The organism is Streptomyces sp. NPDC001194 (assembly GCF_042896985.1).
Taxonomy (GTDB): domain Bacteria; phylum Actinomycetota; class Actinomycetes; order Streptomycetales; family Streptomycetaceae; genus Streptomyces.
The window spans coordinates 160,737-177,919 of record NZ_JBIAXU010000002.1 but is presented as its reverse complement, the minus strand read 5'-3'; the positions used below and the strand labels follow the sequence as shown (position 1 = coordinate 177,919).

The following is a 17,183-nucleotide window of genomic DNA, read 5'->3' as shown; positions in this document are numbered from 1 at the left end:
TCAGCGGCCCGCGCGGTTGACGGCGGAGATGACCGCCTTCAGGGAGGCGCGGGTGGTGTTGGCGTCGATGCCGATGCCCCACAGGACGCGGCCGTCGATCGCGCACTCGATGTACGAGGCGGCCACGGCGGAGGCGCCCTCGCTCATCGTGTGCTCGGTGTAGTCCAGCAGGCGGGCGTCGACGCCGATGCCGGCCAGCGCGTCGAAGAAGGCCGAGATCGGGCCGTTGCCGGTGCCGTTCAGCACCGCGTCCACACCGTCGACGACCGCCTCGACGGTCAGCGTGTCCGTACCGTCCTTGTCGGTGGCCGTCGAACCGGAGCGCAGCTGGATGCGTCCCCACGGGTTCTCCGGGTTGGGCAGGTACTCGTCGCAGAAGACGTCCCAGATCGCCTTCGGCGTGACCTCGCCGCCCTCGGCGTCGGTCTTGGCCTGGATGATCCGCGAGAACTCGATCTGCATCCGGCGCGGCAGGTCCAGCTTGTGGTCGTTCTTCAGGACGTACGCGATGCCGCCCTTGCCGGACTGCGAGTTGACCCGGATGACCGCCTCGTAGGAGCGGCCTACGTCCTTCGGGTCGATCGGCAGGTACGGGACCGCCCACTCGATGTCGTCGACGGTCTTGCCGGCGGCGGCCGCGTCGGCCTCCATGGCGTCGAAGCCCTTCTTGATGGCGTCCTGGTGGGAGCCGGAGAAGGCGGTGTAGACCAGGTCGCCCGCGTAGGGGTGGCGCGGGTGGACCTCCATCTGGTTGCAGTACTCGCTGGTGCGACGGATCTCGTCGATCTGCGAGAAGTCGATCTGCGGGTCGATGCCCTGGGAGAACAGGTTCATGCCCAGCGTGATCAGGTCGACGTTGCCGGTGCGCTCGCCCTGCCCGAACAGGCAGCCCTCGATGCGGTCGGCGCCGGCCATCAGGGCCAGCTCGGCGGCGGCGACGGCGGTGCCGCGGTCGTTGTGCGGGTGCACGGAGATGCAGATGTGCTCGCGGCGGGTCAGGTTGCGGGCGATCCACTCGAAGCGGTCCGCGTGCGTGGACGGCGTGGAACGCTCCACGGTGGCGGGCAGGTTCAGGATGATCTCGCGGCCCTCGGACGGCTGCCAGACGTCACAGACCGCCTCGCAGACCTCCAGGGCGAAGTCCAGCTCGGTGTCGGTGAAGATCTCCGGGCTGTACTGGTAGCCGAAGGTGGTCTCCGGGCCCAGCAGCTTCTCGGCGTACTCCATGACCAGCCGGGTGCCGTCGACGGCGATCTGCTTGATCTGCTCCTTGGAGCCGCGGAAGACCACGCGGCGGAAGGTGGGGGCGGTCGCGTTGTACAGGTGCACGGTGGCGCGCTTGGCGCCGACCAGCGACTCGACGGTCCGCTCGATCAGGTCCTCGCGGGCCTGGGTCAGTACGGAGATCGTGACGTCGTCCGGGATCGCGCCCTCTTCGATGATGGAGCGCACGAAGGCGAAGTCGGTCTCGCCGGAGGAGGGGAAGCCGACCTCGATCTCCTTGTAGCCCATGCGCACCAGCAGGTCGAACATCTCGCGCTTGCGGGCGGGGGTCATGGGGTCGATCAGCGACTGGTTGCCGTCGCGCAGGTCCGTGGAGAGCCAGCGGGGGGCCTTGGTCACGCGGGCGTCCGGCCAGGTGCGGTCCGCGATGTCGACCTGCTCGTACCGGCCGTACTTGTGGATCGGCATCCCGGAGGTCTTCTGGGAGTGGGTCGCGTTGGTGATGGGCGTGGGGCGACCGACAAAAGGCTGCTGGCTCATGGCGTTGGGCTCCTCGCGTGTCCGCGTGTAGTTCGCTGGAACGGCCGACGGCGGTCGTAAAAACCGCAACACCAAACTCCGCGGGGAGGGGGTCGGCCTACGACTACAGACCCTCGCCGCGGCAGCTAAGGAGAAGCAGCCCGAAACGCATGATGGGCCGAGCCTAACCGAGCCGCGCCGTATCGCGAGGACCTGTTTCAGTATGCGGGACCGGCCTGTCCGATTTACACCAAATGTGAGTTAAGCCGCTTTCTTGGCCACAGGTCCGGCCGATCCGTCAACGCGGCGTGACCACTTTCAGACAACCGAATGAATCATGGTTGCGGGTAGTGACACCACGATGACTCACTGCCACATTGCCGGGATGGACGCCTCCCACGTTTCCCGCCACCCCGTCTTCTGCACGGTGGTCCCGCCCCACCTGCTCGACAAGATCGCCCAGTCCGAGGAGCTCCGGCGTGCCGACGCCGCCCGGCGCACCCTCGAACACGACGCCCTGCTGCGCACCCGGCGCAGCGCCACCACCCTGCGCGGCATCGCCCCCGCCGTGGGGACGCCCGTCTCCGACGAGCCGCGCCGGACCGTCTACGACGCCCAGCACCGCACCCGGCTGCCCGGGAAGAAGGTGCGCGGGGAGGGCGCCGAGCCCACCGCAGACGCCACCGTCAACCGCGCGTACGCCGGGCTCGGCGCCACGTACGAGCTGTTCCTGAAGGGCTTCGGCCGGCACTCGATCGACGACTCCGGGCTGGCCCTGGACGCGAGCGTCCACTACGGGCAGGACTACAACAACGCCTTCTGGGACGGACAGCAGATGGTGTTCGGCGACGGGGACGGGGACATCTTCCTCGACTTCACCGTGTCGATCGACGTCATCGGGCACGAGCTCACGCACGGGGTCACCCAGTACACCGCGAACCTCGAGTACCACGGGCAGTCCGGCGCGCTGAACGAGTCGATGTCGGACGTCTTCGGCTCGCTGATCAAGCAGTACTCGCTGGACCAGACGGCCCAGGACGCGGACTGGCTGATCGGCGCCGGCCTGCTGGGACCGAACGTCAGCGGGGTCGCGCTGCGCTCGATGAAGGCGCCCGGCACGGCGTACGACGACGACGAGCTCGGCAAGGACCCGCAGCCGGCGACGATGGACGACTACGTGAGGACCTCGCAGGACAACGGCGGGGTGCACATCAACTCGGGCATCCCGAACCACGCCTTCTACCTGCTGGCGACCGAACTCGGCGGCAAGGCGTGGGAGCGGGCCGGGCGGATCTGGTACGCCACGCTGACCGGCGGCGAGCTGGCCTCGGACGCGGACTTCAAGGACTTCGCCCGGCTGTCGGTCGCCTCCGCGGTGAGCCTGTACGGGGACGGCGGCGCGGAGCACCAGGCCCTCCAGAAGGCGTGGTCGGCGGTCGGCCTGGGGTAGGAGGCCGACATGCGGATTCTGGTGGTGCGGACGGGCGGCTTCGCGGGGATCGAGCGCCGGGCCGAGGTGGACACCTCGGGCCGGCCCGACGAGGACGAGTGGCGGGCCCTGGCCCGGCTCGCGCTGCGGCCCGTCCCGCCCGCCCCCGGGTCGGACCGGGTGCGGGACGGGTTCTCGTACCGGATCACCGTCGACGACCGGACCGTCTCCTGCCGGGAGCCGAACCTGTCGCAGGCACAGCGGACGCTGATCTCCCGGCTGCTCAAGGAGGGCGCCTGAGCGGCGTGTTGCCGGAACGGCAACAGGGTTTGCCCGGGCGGGCGCCGGCGGCGGAGCATCGGCCGTACCGGCACCCGTACGGGAAGAGGAACCCATGACCGAGCACGCGCACGCGCACACGCACACCCAGCACCCCCCGGCGTCCGGACCCCCGGCGGGAGCGGAGTTCTGGGACGGCCGCTACGCGGAGAGCGACCGGATCTGGAGCGGCGAGGCCAACGCCATGCTGGTGCGCGAGGTGTCCGGCCTCGCCCCGGGGCGGGCCCTGGACCTCGGCTGCGGGGAGGGCGGCGACGCCGTCTGGCTGGCCCGCCGCGGGTGGACCGTCACCGGCACCGACATCTCCGGGGTCGCCCTCGGCCGGGCGGCCGGGCACGCGGCGGACGCCGGGGTCGCGGACCGGGTCTCCTTCGCGCGCCACGATCTCACGGAGTCCTTCCCGCAGGGGGAGTTCGACCTCGTCTCGGCCTGCTTCCTGCACAACTACGGGGACTTCCCGCGGGACGCCGTCCTGCGCACGGCGGCTGCGGCCGTGGCGCCCGGCGGCACCCTGCTGGTGGTCGGCCACGCCGGATGGGCGCCGTGGCAGGAGGACCGGGAGGAGGCGCACTTCCCCACGCCCGAGGAGGTCCTCGCGCAGCTGGAGCCGGTCACGGCGGGCTGGGAGGTGCTGCGGGCCGAGGAGACCGAGCGGGTCCAGGCGAAGCCCGACGGCACGCCGGGGCACCGTACGGACAACGTGGTGCGGGTACGCCGGCCCGCGTAGCGGCCCCGCACCACGACGACGGACGGACGCGGCCCCCGGCGGGGGCCGCGTCCGTCCGTCGTCGTGCGGTGCGGCCGGTTCGGCCGCGGGCCTCAGAAGCCCAGCTTGCGCAGCTGCTTGGGGTCGCGCTGCCAGTCCTTGGCGACCTTGACGTGCAGGTCGAGGAAGACCGGGGTGCCGAGCAGCGCCTCGATGTGCTTGCGCGACTTCATCCCGACCTCCTTCAGCCGGGAGCCCTTCGGGCCGATGATGATGCCCTTCTGGCTGGGGCGCTCGATGTAGACGTTCGCGTGGATGTCCAGCAGCGGGCGGTCCGCCGGGCGGTTCTCCCGGGGGATCATCTCCTCGACCACGACGGCGATGGAGTGCGGGAGCTCGTCCCGGACGCCCTCCAGCGCGGCCTCGCGGATCAGCTCCGCGACCATCACCATCTCGGGCTCGTCGGTGAGGTCGCCCTCCGGGTACAGCGGCGGGCTCTCCGGCAGCAGCGGCGCGATCAGGTCGGCCAGCAGCTGGACCTGGGTGTCGCCGACCGCCGAGACGGGGACGATCTCGGTCCACTCGAAGCCCAGCTCCTCGGCGAGCTGGTGAACGGCGAGGAGCTGCTCGCCCACCTGCTTGGACTCGACCAGGTCGGTCTTGGTGATGATGGCGATCTTGGGGGTCTTCTTGATCCCCGCGAGCTCCTTGGCGATGAACTTGTCGCCGGGGCCGAGCTTCTGGTCGGCGGGCAGGCAGAAGCCGATCACGTCGACCTCGGCCCACGTGGTCCGCACGACGTCGTTCAGCCGCTCGCCGAGCAGGGTGCGCGGCTTGTGCAGACCGGGCGTGTCGACCAGTACGAGCTGGGCGTCGGGGCGGTGCACGATGCCGCGGACGGTGTGGCGGGTGGTCTGCGGCCGGTTGGAGGTGATCGCGACCTTGGTGCCCACGAGTGCGTTGGTCAGGGTCGACTTCCCCGCGTTGGGGCGGCCGACGAAGCAGGCGAAGCCCGCACGGTGCGGGGCGGTGGACTCGGGGGAACGATCGCTCATACGGGCCATTCTCCCCGATGCGGGTCCCGGCGCCGACCAGCCCGCCGCGAGGAGGGCGGGGCGGAGCGCGGAACGGCCGCCGCCGGGCTCACGAGAGGGTCAGGGTCAGGACCGCCCGGTAGGCGCCCGGCGGGGTGTACGGGGGCACCCGGAGGGTGACGGTCGCGTCGATGGTGAAGGTCCCGCCCGCCCGGGCGGCGTCCGGCGCCGACGCCAGCACCGCCCCCTGCGGCCCGACCACCCCGGCGCCGCCGGCCACGCACCGGCCCGCGCCGCCCTGCGCCACCGTGCACCTCGGGGCCCAGCTCAGCGAGGCGCCCGGGATCCGGACCCCGCCCGGCCCCGTGAACTCCGTGATCTTGCCGCTCAGCGTCCACCCCGCCGGTCCGCCCCGGGCGTCCGTGACCGTGACCGTCCCGATCCGGCCGGGGGCCGCGCCGCCCTGCCCGTACGAGATCCCGCCCAGCGTGATCGACTCGCCCGCCTGGGTCATCGACAGCGCGCCCGGCCCGACCACCGCCGACACCCTCTGCGTCACGGTCTGCGCCGCCGCGACCACCGTGTACGCCGCCGGGCCCGAGCCCCGCGGCGCCGACCACGCCGTGCCCTCGTACGCCACCACCGCCGTCGTCGCCCTGTCGGTGACCGGCAGCCGCGCGAGGATCCCGCCCCGCTCGTCCGCCGTCGCCGCCACCCGGTCCGCGGTCTCGGCGGCGCCGGCCCGGCCGGCCACCGTCACGGCCGCGCCCGGGGCGAAGCCGGCGCCGGTGACCTCGACCTCGGCGCCGGGTGTCCCGTACGCCGTGCCGAGCGCGACCGACCGCAGGTTGGCCCGGGCGGGGGTCCCCCCGGCGGTGGCCGGGGAAGGGCTCGCGGTGAGCCGTTGCGACACCGGTGCCCCGGCCACGGCGCAGGTGGTGTCCAGGTCCACCATGTGGCTGGTGTGCAGCGTGTAGTCGCCCGGGGCCAGTGTGATCCCGCCGGCTCCGGTGACGGTGAACGTGCCGGTCATGGTGACGGCCGGCAGCCCCGCCCCCGCCTCGACGGGATCGTTGCGCTTCACCCCGACGACGGTCACCTCGCCGACCTGCGCGCCCCCCAGCACGATCCGCCCCGTCGGCGTCAGCACGTCGGCCGGGAGTCCGGTGCCCATCGGGTCGACGGCAGGGGTGCGGGCCACCTGGTAGGTGACGGTCACCGTGTCGCCGACCTTCGGGGCCGGGTCGTCCACGGTGATCCGGGCCGTGGTCGGCCCGTCGGCGGGCGGCAGACCCGCCTGTGGCGGCGCCGCGCAGTGCGTCGGGAACTCCACCTGCCCGGAGGGCGCCTCCCCTTCCGCCGCGGCGGGCGGGCCCAGGGCGCCCCCGGTCGTCGCCGCGAGCGCGGCCACGCCGACGGCCACCGACCATCTCCTGCTGCCCGCCCGTGTTCGCACGGCCCGCCCCCCTGGGTTACCTCGCGCCGACAGGGGGCCATTCACGAGCGGGCGGCGGGAGAAGTCAATGCACGGATCCCGCACCAACTGATGGCCCATCAGGAGATGACAGGCTCCCCCTGCCCGCCGGCCGCGCGAAAGGTGCGCCGGTACGCCGTCGGACTCACCCCCAGCGCCGCCTGCACGTGCTTGCGCAGCGACTGCGCCGTCCCGAACCCCGTCTCCCGCGCCACCTGTTCCATCGACAGGTCCGTCCGCTCCAGCAGCCACCTGGCCCGCTCCACGCGCTGCCCGACGATCCACTCGCCGGGGCTGACCCCCGACTCCTCCCGGAACCGGCGCGTGAACGTCCGTACCGACATGGCCTCCTGGCGGGCCAGGTCGACCAGCCGCACCGGCTCGTGCAGCCGGTCCAGCACCCAGGCGCGGGCCGCCGCCGTACTGGCCAGCTGCGGCCGCGGCACCGGCCGGTCGATGAACTGGGCCTGCCCGCCCTCCCGGTGGGGCGGCACGACGGTCCGCCGGGCCACGTCGTTGGCGACGGCGGCCCCGTGGTCGCGGCGCACGATGTGCAGGCACAGGTCGATGCCGGCGGCGACCCCCGCCGAGGTCAGCACGTCCCCGTCGTCGGTGTAGAGCACGCCGGCGTCCACCCGTACGGCCGGGAAGAGCCGCTGGAAGTGTTCGGCGTGCGCCCAGTGGGTGGTGGCCGGGCGGCCGTCCAGGAACCCGGCGGCGGCCAGCACGTACCCGCCCGTACAGATGGAGACGAGCCGCGTCCCGGGCCGGACGCGGGCGAGCGCCGCCGCGAGCTCGCCGGTCAGCCGCCCCTCCTCGTACACCGGCCCGAGCTCGTACGAGGCGGGCACCACCACCGTGTCGGCGGTGGCCAGCAGCTCGGGGCCGTGCTCCACGTGGACCGCGAAGTCGGCGTCCGTGCGCACCGGCCCGGGGGCGAGTGCGCAGGTGAGGATCTCGTACAGCGGCGCTCCGGCGGGATCCTTGGCGCGGCCGAAGATCCGGTGCGGGATGCCGAGCTCGAAGGGCAGCAGCCCGGTGAGCGCGAGGACGACGACGCGGTGGGGGGCCATGGCCCAATCATATCGAAGGGTGTCGGTCAGGCCACTGTCGTACGGGGTGCTCCCGGCCGGAAGCTGTCGGCGTGACGCAGACAGCCCCCACCCCCCGGCCCGCTCCCGCCCCCACTCCCCCGAGCCCCGCCCCCGCCCCGGGCGCCCGGGGGCGCATCCACCGCGCCTGGTTCGTCGCGGCCGTCGCGTTCGTGACGATCATCGGCGCCGCCGCCTTCGCCTCCCTGCCCGGACTGCTCATCGAGCCGCTGCACGAGGAGTTCGACTGGTCGCGCGGCACCATCGGCTTCGCCGTCTCGGTGAACCTCGCGCTGTACGGGCTCACCGCGCCCTTCGCCGCCGCGCTGATGGACCGTTTCGGCATCCGCAGGGTGGTGGCCCTGGCCCTGCTCGTCATATCCGGCGGCACGGTGGCCACCTTGTGGATGACGGCGTCCTGGCAGCTGGTGCTGTTCTGGGGCGTGCTGGTGGGCCTGGGCAGCGGCTCCATGGCGCTGGCCTTCGCGGCGACGGTGACCAACCGCTGGTTCACCGCCCGGCGCGGGCTCGTCACCGGCATCCTCACCGCGGCCGGGGCCTCCGGTCAGCTGGTCTTCCTGCCGCTGCTGTCCTGGCTGGTGGTGCACCACGGCTGGCGTCCGGCGGCCGTGACGGTCTCGCTGGCGGCCTTCGTCGTGGCCCCGTTCGTCTGGCTGCTGCTGCGCGACCACCCGGCCGACGTGGGGCTCGCGCCGTACGGGGGCACGTACGCGGAGAAGCCCGCACCGGCCCTCGGCGCCGCGCGGCGGGCGGTGACGGTGCTCTTCAAGGCGGCCCGGACCGGCCCCTTCTGGCTGCTGGCGGGCACCTTCGCGATCTGCGGGGCCTCGACCAACGGCCTGGTCAAGACCCACTTCGTGCCGGCGGCGCACGACCACGGCATGCCGGTGACCGCGGCCGCGGGACTGCTCGCGGTGATCGGCGTGTTCGACGTGATCGGCACCATCGCCTCCGGCTGGTTCACGGACCGCTTCGAGGCGCGCCGCCTGCTGGCGGTGTACTACGCGCTGCGCGGGGTCTCGCTGATGTTCCTGCCGATGCTGCTGGCGCCGTCCGTGCACCCGCCGATGGTCTTCTTCATCATCTTCTACGGGCTGGACTGGGTGGCGACCGTCCCGCCGACCATCGCGCTGTGCCGCGAGCACTACGGGGAGGACAGCGCGATCGTCTTCGGCTGGGTCCTGGCCTCGCACCAGGTGGGCGCGGCGGCGGTGGCCTTCCTGGGCGGCCTGGCCCGCGACGCCTTCGGCTCGTACGACCTGGTCTGGTACGCCTCGGGCGCGCTGTGCGCGATGGCCGCGCTGATGGCGATGGTGATCCGCCGCCGCCCCGTCCTCACGGCGTGAGCGGGGCGGCCACGGAACCGCTTCGGGTCAGGCGCCCGCCGGGGTCGTGGACTTGAGGGTGCCGTCCGGGCCGGCCAGCAGGACCGGGGTGGCCGAGCCGCCGAGGTCGCGGACCGCCGCGCGGTCGGCGTCGGCCACCGTCTCCGCCGAGCTGACCACGGCCGCGGCCTCCAGGGACTCGGCCCCGCTCGCCACCGCCATCGCGACCGCCGTCTGCAGCGCGCTCAGCTTCAGGGAGTCCAGCTCCACCGTCCCGGCGACGTAGGTGCGACCCGTCTCGTCCCGCACCGCCGCGCCCTCGGGCACCCCGTTGCGGGCCCGGGCGCTGCGCGCCAGCGTGATGATCTTGCTGTCCTCGGGGTTGATCCCGGTGCTGTCGGTCATGGGCGAAAGCATATGGAGCGTCTCGGCGGGGCCGCACGACGGCCCCGCCGAGACGCTCTCCCCTCCGTCCCCCGTGGCCCCCTGGATCTTGTGCCACGCGGGACCAAACATAAGTCCCCAACCGGCAGGGCCTGCGATCCAAAGGTCACACAGCTCCGGGACCTTCGTCCCCTCTGTGTTCCATCCTCACGACCGGTCGAGCCGCAACCGCTCCGCCCTCGGCAGACCCGCGACCACCAGGTCGTAGGAGTCCTCGACCAGCTCCCGCACCAGCGTGTCCGGCAGCCCGCCGACCGTCACCGTGTTCCAGTGCCTCTTGTTCATGTGCCAGCCCGGCACGATCGCCTCGTGCTCCGCCCGCAGCCGCACCGCCAGCTCCGGCTCGCACTTGAGGTTGACCTTCAGCGGGTCGGCGTCCAGCGCGCTCAGCGCGAACACCTTCCCCAGCACCTTGAACACCGAGGTCTCGGGCGTGAAGGGGAACTCCTCCACCGCCGCGTTGAACCCCAGGCAGAACGCGCGCAGCTCCGCCGGCGTCATGCGCCCTCCCCGTCCTCGCCCGCCACCCCGGCCAGCGGCTCCACCAGCACCGTCACGATCTTGTTCCGCCGGCCCGCCGGGGACTCGGCCGTCAGCCGCAGCGGCCGCCCGTCCGGCAGCTCCACGACCGCCGAGGCGCCCGCGATCGGCACCCGGCCCAGCGCCTTGGCCAGCAGGCCGCCGACCGTCTCCACGTCCTCGTCGTCGTAGTCCTCGACCTTGAACAGCTCGCCGAGGTCGGTGATGTCGAGCCGCGCCGTCACCCGGTAGCGGTCCTCGCCCAGCTCCTCGACGGGCGCGAGCTCGCGGTCGTACTCGTCGGTGATCTCGCCGACGATCTCCTCGAGGATGTCCTCGATGGTGACGATGCCCGCCGTGCCGCCGTACTCGTCGATGACCACGGCCACGTGGTTGCGCACCTGCTGCATCTCCCGCAGCAGGTCGCCCGCGTTCTTGGTGTCCGGTACGAACACCGCGGGCCGCATCGCCGTGGTGACCAGGTCGGCCTCCGCCTCCCGGCTGATGTGCGTCTTGCGGACCAGGTCCTTCAGGTACACGATGCCGACGATGTCGTCCTCGTTCTCCCCGGTCACCGGGATGCGCGAGAAGCCCGACCGCAGGGCCAGCGTGGTCGCCTGACGGATCGTCTTGTACCGCTCGATGCAGACCAGGTCGGTGCGCGGCACCATCACCTCGCGCACCAGCGTGTCGCCGAGCTCGAAGACCTGGTGCACCATCCGGCGCTCCTCGTCCTCGATCAGCGACTCCTTCTCCGCCAGGTCGACCATCGCGCGCAGCTCGGCCTCGGAGGCGAACGGCCCCTTGCGGAAGCCCTTTCCGGGGGTGAGCGCGTTGCCGATGAGGATCAGCAGCTGCGGGATCGGCCCCATGACACGGGCGAGCGGGACCAGGACGTACGAGGCCGCCGTCGCCGTGTTGAGGGGGTGCTGGCGGCCGATGGTGCGCGGGGAGACCCCGACGGCCACGAAGGACACCAGCACCATCACGGCGATCGCGACGAGCAGCGCCTTCCAGTTGTCGCCGAACTCGTCGAGACAGACGTACGTGACGAGCACGCCGGCCGCCATCTCGCAGGTGACCCGCACCAGCAGCGCCACGTTGAGGTAGCGGGTGGGGTCGGCGGCCACCTGCGCGAGCTTCTCGCTGCCGCGCCGCCCCTCCCGTACGGCCTGCTCGGCGCGGAAGCCGGAGATCCGGGCGATCCCGGACTCGGCGCACGCCGCGAACCAGGCCACCACCACCAGCAGCACCGCGCCGGTGATCAGCTGCGGGGCGGTCACGAGACGGTCGGGGCCGGGGACGGACCGGTCATGCCGCGCTCACCGCGCCAGCCGTCGACGATGGCCGCCTGGAGGCCGAACATCTCGGCCTTCTCGTCCGGCTCCTCGTGGTCGTACCCCAGCAGGTGCAGCACCCCGTGGACGGTCAGGAGCTGGAGCTCCTCGTCCATGGAGTGCTGCGTCGGGGCGTCCTCGCCCTGCTTCTTGGCGACCTCGGGGCAGAGCACGATGTCACCGAGGAGCCCCTGCGGGGGCTCCTCGTCGTCCTTCGCCGGCGGACGCAGCTCGTCCATCGGGAAGGACATGACGTCGGTGGGACCGGGCAGGTCCATCCACTGGATGTGGAGCTGCTCCATGGCGTCCTCGTCGACGACGATGACGGAGAGCTCGGAGAGCGGGTGGATCCGCATCCGGGTGAGCGCGTAGCGGGCGATGTCGAGGATCGCCCGCTCGTCGACCTCGGTTCCGGACTCGTTGTTGACGTCGATCGACATGGTGCGCTGGGTTCTACTTCCGCTGGTAGCCGTTCCGGGACTGCTGGGCGTCCTGGCTGTCGTCGTACTTCTCGTACGCATCGACGATACGGCCGACCAGCTTGTGCCGGACGACATCCTCGGACGTGAGCCGCGAGAAGTGGATGTCCGGGACCCCTTCAAGGATCGACTGGACCTGGCGCAGACCCGACTTGGCGCCGCCCGGCAGGTCGACCTGGGTGATGTCACCCGTGATGACGATCTTCGAATCGAACCCGAGCCGGGTCAGGAACATCTTCATCTGCTCGGTGGTCGTGTTCTGCGCCTCGTCGAGGACGACGAACGCCTCGTTGAGGGTGCGGCCGCGCATGTACGCGAGCGGCGCGACCTCGATCGTGCCCGCGGCCATGAGGCGCGGGATCGAGTCCGGGTCGATCATGTCGTGCAGCGCGTCGTAGAGCGGGCGCAGGTACGGGTCGATCTTGTCGAAGAGCGTGCCGGGCAGGAAGCCGAGCCGCTCTCCGGCCTCGACGGCGGGGCGGGTCAGGATGATCCGGCTGACCTGCTTGGACTGCAGGGCCTGGACCGCCTTGGCCATGGCGAGGTAGGTCTTGCCGGTACCGGCGGGGCCGATGCCGAACACGATCGTGTTCTTGTCGATCGCGTCGACGTACCGCTTCTGGTTGAGGGTCTTGGGGCGGATGGTGCGGCCGCGGCTGGAGAGGATGTTCTGCGTGAGCACCTCCGCCGGCGTCTCGTCCGGGCCGTTGCCGTTGCCGCTCGCCTTGAGCATGGCGATCGAGCGTTCCACTGCGTCCTCCGTCATCGGCTGCCCGGTGCGGAGCACCAGCATCATCTCGTCGAACAGGCGCTGGACCAGGGCGACTTCCGCCGCGTCACCGACCGCGCTGACCTGATTGCCCCGAACATGGATGTCGGCCTTCGGGAAGGCCTTCTCGATCACGCGCAACAGGGCGTCACCAGAGCCGAGCACCGCGACCATCGGGTGCCTGGCCGGAACGGTGAAGTGGGCTCGCGCCTGCCCCGGCGCCGGTGTCTGGGCTGTGGGTGTCTGAGTCATGGGCCGGCACTGTGGCCTGCACATACCTCCCGCTGAGGGGCCGCGCCGATCGACGACCTCCGGAGTACCAAGGGTACGACTCCGCCACGCCATCCCCGAGGGGTTTTCCACCGCCCGCCCCCGGCCCCGTCCCGGCCGGATCCGCCGCGGTCAGACCGGGTGGCGGAAGCCGATGGTCGGGACCGCCCGGCGCCGGGACGCCGGCTCCCCGCCCGGCGGGACCAGCGCGTCCAGGAAGCCGTAGCGCGGCCGCAGGGGCTCCGCGGCCGTGCGCCACCAGTGGGCCACCTCCGGCCAGCCCGGGGCCGACAGGGAGCCGCCGAACTCCTGGACCGACAGGGCCGCCGTCAGACCCGCGAAGGCCAGCCGGTCCGCCAGCGGCCAGCCCGCCAGGGTTCCGGTCACGAAGCCCGCCACGTAGACGTCCCCCGCCCCCGTCGGGTCCAGCTCCTCCACCGCGATCCCGGGGACCTCCGCGGTCTCCCCGGTCCGCCCGTCCACCGCGTACGAGCCCTCCGAGCCCATCGTCACCACCGCGACCGGCACCTTCTCGGCCAGCGCCCGGGCCGCGGCTCTCGGACAGTCGGTCCGCGTGTACCGCATCGCCTCCCCCGCGTTCGGCAGGAAGGCCTCGCAGTGCTCCAGGTCGGGCAGGGCCCCCAGGTCCCAGCGGCCGCTCTCGTCCCACCCCACGTCCGCGAAGATCCGCGCCCCGCGCCGCGCCGCCTCCGCGATCCACGGCTCCGTCCGTCCCTGCGCCAGCGAGGCCACGGCCGCCCGGGTGCGCGGCGGGCACTGCGGGAACGGCCCGGGGCCCGCCGGTGGCGGGGCCTCGTGGCCGTGCGAGACCATCGTGCGCTCGCCCTCGTACGCCATGGAGACCGTGACCGGGCTGTGCCAGCCGGGGATGGTCCGCGACATCGACAGGTCGATGCCCTCGCCCTGCTCCAGCGCGTCCCAGCAGTACTCGCCGTAGTGGTCGTCGCCGAAGGCCGCGGCCAGCGAGGTGCGCAGGCCGAGCCGGGACAGGGCGGTGGCCATGTTGGCCACTCCCCCGGGGCTGGAGCCCATGCCGCGCGCCCAGGACTCCGTACCGCGCACCGGGGCGGAGTCGAGGCCGGTGAAGATGATGTCGAGGAAGACCGTGCCGGTCAGGTAGACGTCGAAGCCCGGCTCCAGGGGGCTGCGCAGCGGACCGAGCGGGTCCACGGCGGCAGCCGCGCTGTCGAGCGGGTCCATGGCTGCGCTGCGGCTGGTGCGGCTGTCCCGACTGGTCACGGTTTTCTCCCCGGGCTGGTGCGAAGGCTCGTTTCTGCAAGCGGGCATGTGGTGGAAAGCTGCCAGCCTTGCCCGCCCCGGGCAGGGCCAAAACACAGTGTGGCGCACATCACTCTCGTGGCGCTCTTCTCCGGGTCGCCGGGCAGTTGATAGACAAGGGGGCCGCGGCCTCGCGGAACATCCCGCCCCACCCGCGCACCACCGGGAAGAGCCGTGTCCGACAACACCTCCGCGCCGCCCGCCGCCTGGCCCCTGGTGGCCCTCTTCACGGCCGGGTACGTCGCCCCCTACCTGCTTCCCACCGTCGTCGGACGCCTCGACGCCCATCTCCCCCTGAGCCCCGCCCAGGCCGGGCTCGTCGGCACCGCCCTGCTGCTCGGCTCGGCCACCGCCGGATTCACCCTGGCCTCCCGGATCCCCCGCCTCGGGCCGCGCCCGCTGGCCCGGCTCGGGCTGCTGCTCGCCGCCCTGGGCTACGGCACCGCGGCCTCGACCGCCCTGCTCCCGCTGGTGGTCGCGGGCGTGGTGGTCGGCGGCTTCGGCTCCGGGACCGCCACCGCCGTGACAGCCGCCGGGATCGCCGGGCACCGCGACCCGCACCGGGTCTCGTCGCTCGGGCTGCTGTCCGTCTCGGCGACCGCCGGCGCCCTGTACCTGACCCTGCCGCACCTCGGCGGCGGCCACGGGCTGCCCTTCGCGGCCATCGCGCTGGTCGCGGCGCTGGCCTGGCCGGCCACCGGCCGGCTCGGCGGGCCGACCCGTCCCGGTCCTGCCGTACGCAGCTCCGGGCGGCCGCCGCACCCGCGCGCCGGGGCGGTGCTGGCGGGCTGCCTGCTGCTGTGGTCCCTGACCCAGGAGGCCCTCTGGGGCGTCAGCGGCCGGATCGGCGCCGAGCAGGCCGGACTGTCCGAGGCCGCCCTGGGCGCCGTCTTCGCGGTGGCGCTGGGCGCGGGCCTGCTCGGGGTCACGGGCGCCTCCGCGTTCGGCACCCGGCTGGGGCGGGCGGTCCCGATCGGCGCGGGCACGGCGGCCATCGCGGGCTGCGTGGTGCTGACCTCCTCCGCGGACGGGCCCACCGGGTTCGCGGCCGGGGAGATCCTGTGGAACGCGGTCTACCCGGTCGTCCTGTCGTACGTGATCGGCCTCGCGGCCGCCCTGGACCCGCGCGGCCGCTGGGCCGTGTTCGCGGGCGCCGCCTCCTCGCTGGGCACGGCCTGCGGGCCCGTGGTGGGCAGCCTGCTCGCCGAGGCCTTCGGCTTCCCGGGCATGGGGCTGGTCCTGGGCGGACTGCTGCTCGCGGTGGCCGGGCCGCTGACCGCCGTCGCCCTGCACGCGGGCCGGAGCCCGGCGGCCACGGCCGCGGAACCCGAACTCCGCGTCGAGATCCCGGCTCCCGCGAGCCCCACCGGAGCCGGGAAGCCCCGCCGGGTCCTGCTGCTCTCCCCGGCGGCCCGCCGCGGCCAGAAGGCCGGGGCGGAACGCTGGTTTCGCCCTGTGGGACGCTAGCCCCGCTTCGGCAGGGGAACCCGTACGAGGTCCGCGGCGATCGTCAGCTCGCCCTCGAAGCCGGCCGCGCGGGCCTGGCGTTCGAACTCCTGCGGGTCCGTGTAGCGCTGCGAGAAGTGCGTCAGCACGAGGTGCCGTACGCCCGCGTCCCGCGCGACCCGGGCCGCCTGGCCGGCGGTGAGGTGCCCGTGGTCGGTCGCGAGGGCCTCGTCCTCGTCGAGGAACGTGGACTCGATCACGAGCATGTCGGCGCCCGCGGCGAGCGCGTCCACGCCGGGGCACAGCCGGGTGTCCATCACGAAGGCGAAGCTCTGCCCCGGCTTGTGCTCGCTGACGTCGTCGAGCGTGACCCCGCCCAGCCGCCCCTCGCGCTGGATCCGCCCCACGTCGGGCCCCTTGATCCCGTGCCGCGCGAGCAGTTCGGGCACCATGCGGCGCCCGTCAGGCTCGGTGATCCGGTAGCCGAAGGACTCGACGGGGTGCGAGAGCAGCCGGGCCTCGAGGGTGTACGAGGACCCCTGTGCCAGCGTCCCGTCCGCGGCCACGGGCTCCTCGCGGAGCGCGACGGTCTCCCGGTAGGCGGTGGCGTACCGGAGCCGGTCGAAGAACTTCTGCCCGGAGGCCGGGTAGTGCGCCGTGACGGGGTGCGGGACCCGGTCCAGGTTGATGCGCTGGATCACCCCGGCGAGCCCGAGGCTGTGGTCGCCGTGGAAGTGGGTGATGCAGATCCGGTTGATGTCGTGCGCGGCCACCCCGGCGCGCAGCATCTGGCGCTGGGTGCCCTCGCCCGGGTCGAAGAGGATGCCCTCGCCGTCCCAGCGCAGGAGGTAGCCGTTGTGGTTGCGGTGGCGGGTGGGCACCTGGCTGGCGGTGCCCAGCACCACGAACTCTCGTACGGACACGGTGCTATCCGGGGGGCCACTGGAGGCCGCGGCCGCCGAGGACGTGCGCGTGGGCGTGGAAGACGGTCTGGCCGGCGCCGGCGCCGGTGTTGAACACCACGCGGTAGCCGTGGTCGTCGAGCTTCTCCTCGGCCGCGATCTGCCCGGCCTCGCGCAGCAGGTCGGCGGCGACGGCCGGTTCGGCGGCGGCGAGGGAGGCGGCGTCGGGGTAGTGCACCCGGGGGATCACCAGGACGTGCGTGGGCGCCTGCGGGTTGATGTCCCGGAAGGCGAACGTCGTCTCGGTCTCCCGGACCACGGTCGCCGGGATGTTCCCCGCGACGATCTTGCAGAACAGGCAGTCCGCCTGCGGTTCCCCGGCCATTGCTTCGCCTTCCGAGACAGTGGCACGGGCGGACGGGCCGCCGGCGCCGACGATGATCAGCCCCGGCATCGTATCCGGCGCCGCCCGCGCCCTCATGTGCGTTTCGGGAGGACTCGGGACCGCGACTCGGGACCGCGGCCAGGACCGCGGCGCGTGGCCGCGGCCCAGGAC

Annotated in this window: 17 protein-coding genes; 5 read left to right on the top strand and 12 right to left on the bottom strand. The window is 72.9% G+C overall.

Annotated features, from left to right (window positions below; genetic code table 11):
- Window positions 1-1,764: a 2-isopropylmalate synthase gene (gene leuA, locus ACFY1T_RS05505; protein WP_390787073.1), complete on the bottom strand. Its 1,764-nt coding sequence runs from the start codon at window positions 1,762-1,764 to the stop codon at window positions 1-3.
- A 364-nt stretch (window positions 1,765-2,128) separates the two neighbouring features.
- Here leuA and ACFY1T_RS05500 point away from each other — a divergent pair, with 364 nt between their 5' ends.
- The 3 genes from ACFY1T_RS05500 to ACFY1T_RS05490 all read left to right on the top strand — a co-directional run bounded on the left by ACFY1T_RS05500 (window position 2,129) and on the right by ACFY1T_RS05490 (window position 4,238).
- Window positions 2,129-3,193 (top strand): M4 family metallopeptidase, encoded by a 1,065-nt coding sequence (locus ACFY1T_RS05500; protein ID WP_390787072.1) that lies wholly within the window; start codon window positions 2,129-2,131, stop codon window positions 3,191-3,193.
- A 9-nt stretch (window positions 3,194-3,202) separates the two neighbouring features.
- Window positions 3,203-3,472: a protealysin inhibitor emfourin gene (locus ACFY1T_RS05495; RefSeq protein ID WP_390787071.1), complete on the top strand. Its 270-nt coding sequence runs from the start codon at window positions 3,203-3,205 to the stop codon at window positions 3,470-3,472.
- Between the two features lie 94 nt (window positions 3,473-3,566).
- Window positions 3,567-4,238, top strand: a complete 672-nt coding sequence (locus tag ACFY1T_RS05490; RefSeq protein WP_390787070.1) for an SAM-dependent methyltransferase — start codon at window positions 3,567-3,569, stop codon at window positions 4,236-4,238.
- A 92-nt stretch (window positions 4,239-4,330) separates the two neighbouring features.
- Here the strand turns inward: ACFY1T_RS05490 and era are convergent, their stop codons facing one another.
- The 3 genes from era to ACFY1T_RS05475 all read right to left on the bottom strand — a co-directional run bounded on the left by era (window position 4,331) and on the right by ACFY1T_RS05475 (window position 7,798).
- Window positions 4,331-5,281 carry a GTPase Era gene (gene era / locus ACFY1T_RS05485; RefSeq protein WP_030862481.1) on the bottom strand — a complete coding sequence of 317 codons (951 nt, stop codon included), beginning with the start codon at window positions 5,279-5,281 and terminating at the stop codon, window positions 4,331-4,333.
- Window positions 5,282-5,360: 79 nt separating this feature from the next.
- On the bottom strand, window positions 5,361-6,674 hold the full coding sequence (locus tag ACFY1T_RS05480) for a beta-xylosidase (RefSeq protein WP_390787069.1): 1,314 nt from the start codon (window positions 6,672-6,674) through the stop codon (window positions 5,361-5,363).
- A 131-nt stretch (window positions 6,675-6,805) separates the two neighbouring features.
- On the bottom strand, window positions 6,806-7,798 hold the full coding sequence (locus tag ACFY1T_RS05475; RefSeq protein ID WP_390787068.1) for a GlxA family transcriptional regulator: 993 nt from the start codon (window positions 7,796-7,798) through the stop codon (window positions 6,806-6,808).
- A 71-nt stretch (window positions 7,799-7,869) separates the two neighbouring features.
- Here ACFY1T_RS05475 and ACFY1T_RS05470 point away from each other — a divergent pair, with 71 nt between their 5' ends.
- Window positions 7,870-9,183, top strand: coding sequence for an MFS transporter (locus tag ACFY1T_RS05470; protein WP_390787067.1), 1,314 nt, complete (start codon window positions 7,870-7,872; stop codon window positions 9,181-9,183).
- Between the two features lie 27 nt (window positions 9,184-9,210).
- Here ACFY1T_RS05470 and ACFY1T_RS05465 read toward each other — a convergent pair whose 3' ends face one another.
- The 6 genes from ACFY1T_RS05465 to ACFY1T_RS05440 all read right to left on the bottom strand — a co-directional run bounded on the left by ACFY1T_RS05465 (window position 9,211) and on the right by ACFY1T_RS05440 (window position 14,201).
- On the bottom strand, window positions 9,211-9,579 hold the full coding sequence (locus ACFY1T_RS05465; RefSeq protein WP_199813666.1) for a cytidine deaminase: 369 nt from the start codon (window positions 9,577-9,579) through the stop codon (window positions 9,211-9,213).
- Between the two features lie 174 nt (window positions 9,580-9,753).
- A complete protein-coding gene (locus ACFY1T_RS05460) occupies window positions 9,754-10,107 on the bottom strand; it encodes an MmcQ/YjbR family DNA-binding protein (protein ID WP_390787066.1) in 354 nt (117 codons plus the stop codon).
- Window positions 10,104-11,408, bottom strand: coding sequence for a hemolysin family protein (locus ACFY1T_RS05455; protein ID WP_390787065.1), 1,305 nt, complete (start codon window positions 11,406-11,408; stop codon window positions 10,104-10,106). Before ACFY1T_RS05455 ends, ACFY1T_RS05460 begins: the two co-directional genes overlap by 4 nt.
- Window positions 11,405-11,902, bottom strand: coding sequence for an rRNA maturation RNase YbeY (ybeY, locus tag ACFY1T_RS05450; protein WP_030862467.1), 498 nt, complete (start codon window positions 11,900-11,902; stop codon window positions 11,405-11,407). Before ybeY ends, ACFY1T_RS05455 begins: the two co-directional genes overlap by 4 nt.
- Window positions 11,903-11,915: 13 nt before the next feature.
- Window positions 11,916-12,962: a PhoH family protein gene (locus tag ACFY1T_RS05445; RefSeq protein ID WP_390787064.1), complete on the bottom strand. Its 1,047-nt coding sequence runs from the start codon at window positions 12,960-12,962 to the stop codon at window positions 11,916-11,918.
- A 150-nt stretch (window positions 12,963-13,112) separates the two neighbouring features.
- Window positions 13,113-14,201 (bottom strand): carbohydrate kinase family protein, encoded by a 1,089-nt coding sequence (locus ACFY1T_RS05440; RefSeq protein WP_390787423.1) that lies wholly within the window; start codon window positions 14,199-14,201, stop codon window positions 13,113-13,115.
- A 252-nt stretch (window positions 14,202-14,453) separates the two neighbouring features.
- On the opposite strand from ACFY1T_RS05440, the gene ACFY1T_RS05435 reads away from it, so the two are divergent.
- A complete protein-coding gene (locus ACFY1T_RS05435) occupies window positions 14,454-15,746 on the top strand; it encodes an MFS transporter (protein ID WP_390787063.1) in 1,293 nt (430 codons plus the stop codon).
- On the opposite strand, the gene ACFY1T_RS05430 is transcribed toward ACFY1T_RS05435, so the two are convergent.
- Complete coding sequence (locus tag ACFY1T_RS05430) at window positions 15,743-16,648, bottom strand: ribonuclease Z (RefSeq protein ID WP_390787062.1); 906 nt, start codon at window positions 16,646-16,648, stop codon at window positions 15,743-15,745. The genes ACFY1T_RS05435 and ACFY1T_RS05430 overlap by 4 nt on opposite strands.
- A gap of 4 nt (window positions 16,649-16,652) precedes the next feature.
- Window positions 16,653-17,012: a histidine triad nucleotide-binding protein gene (locus ACFY1T_RS05425; protein WP_030862458.1), complete on the bottom strand. Its 360-nt coding sequence runs from the start codon at window positions 17,010-17,012 to the stop codon at window positions 16,653-16,655.
- Between the last annotated feature and the right edge of the window lie 171 nt (window positions 17,013-17,183).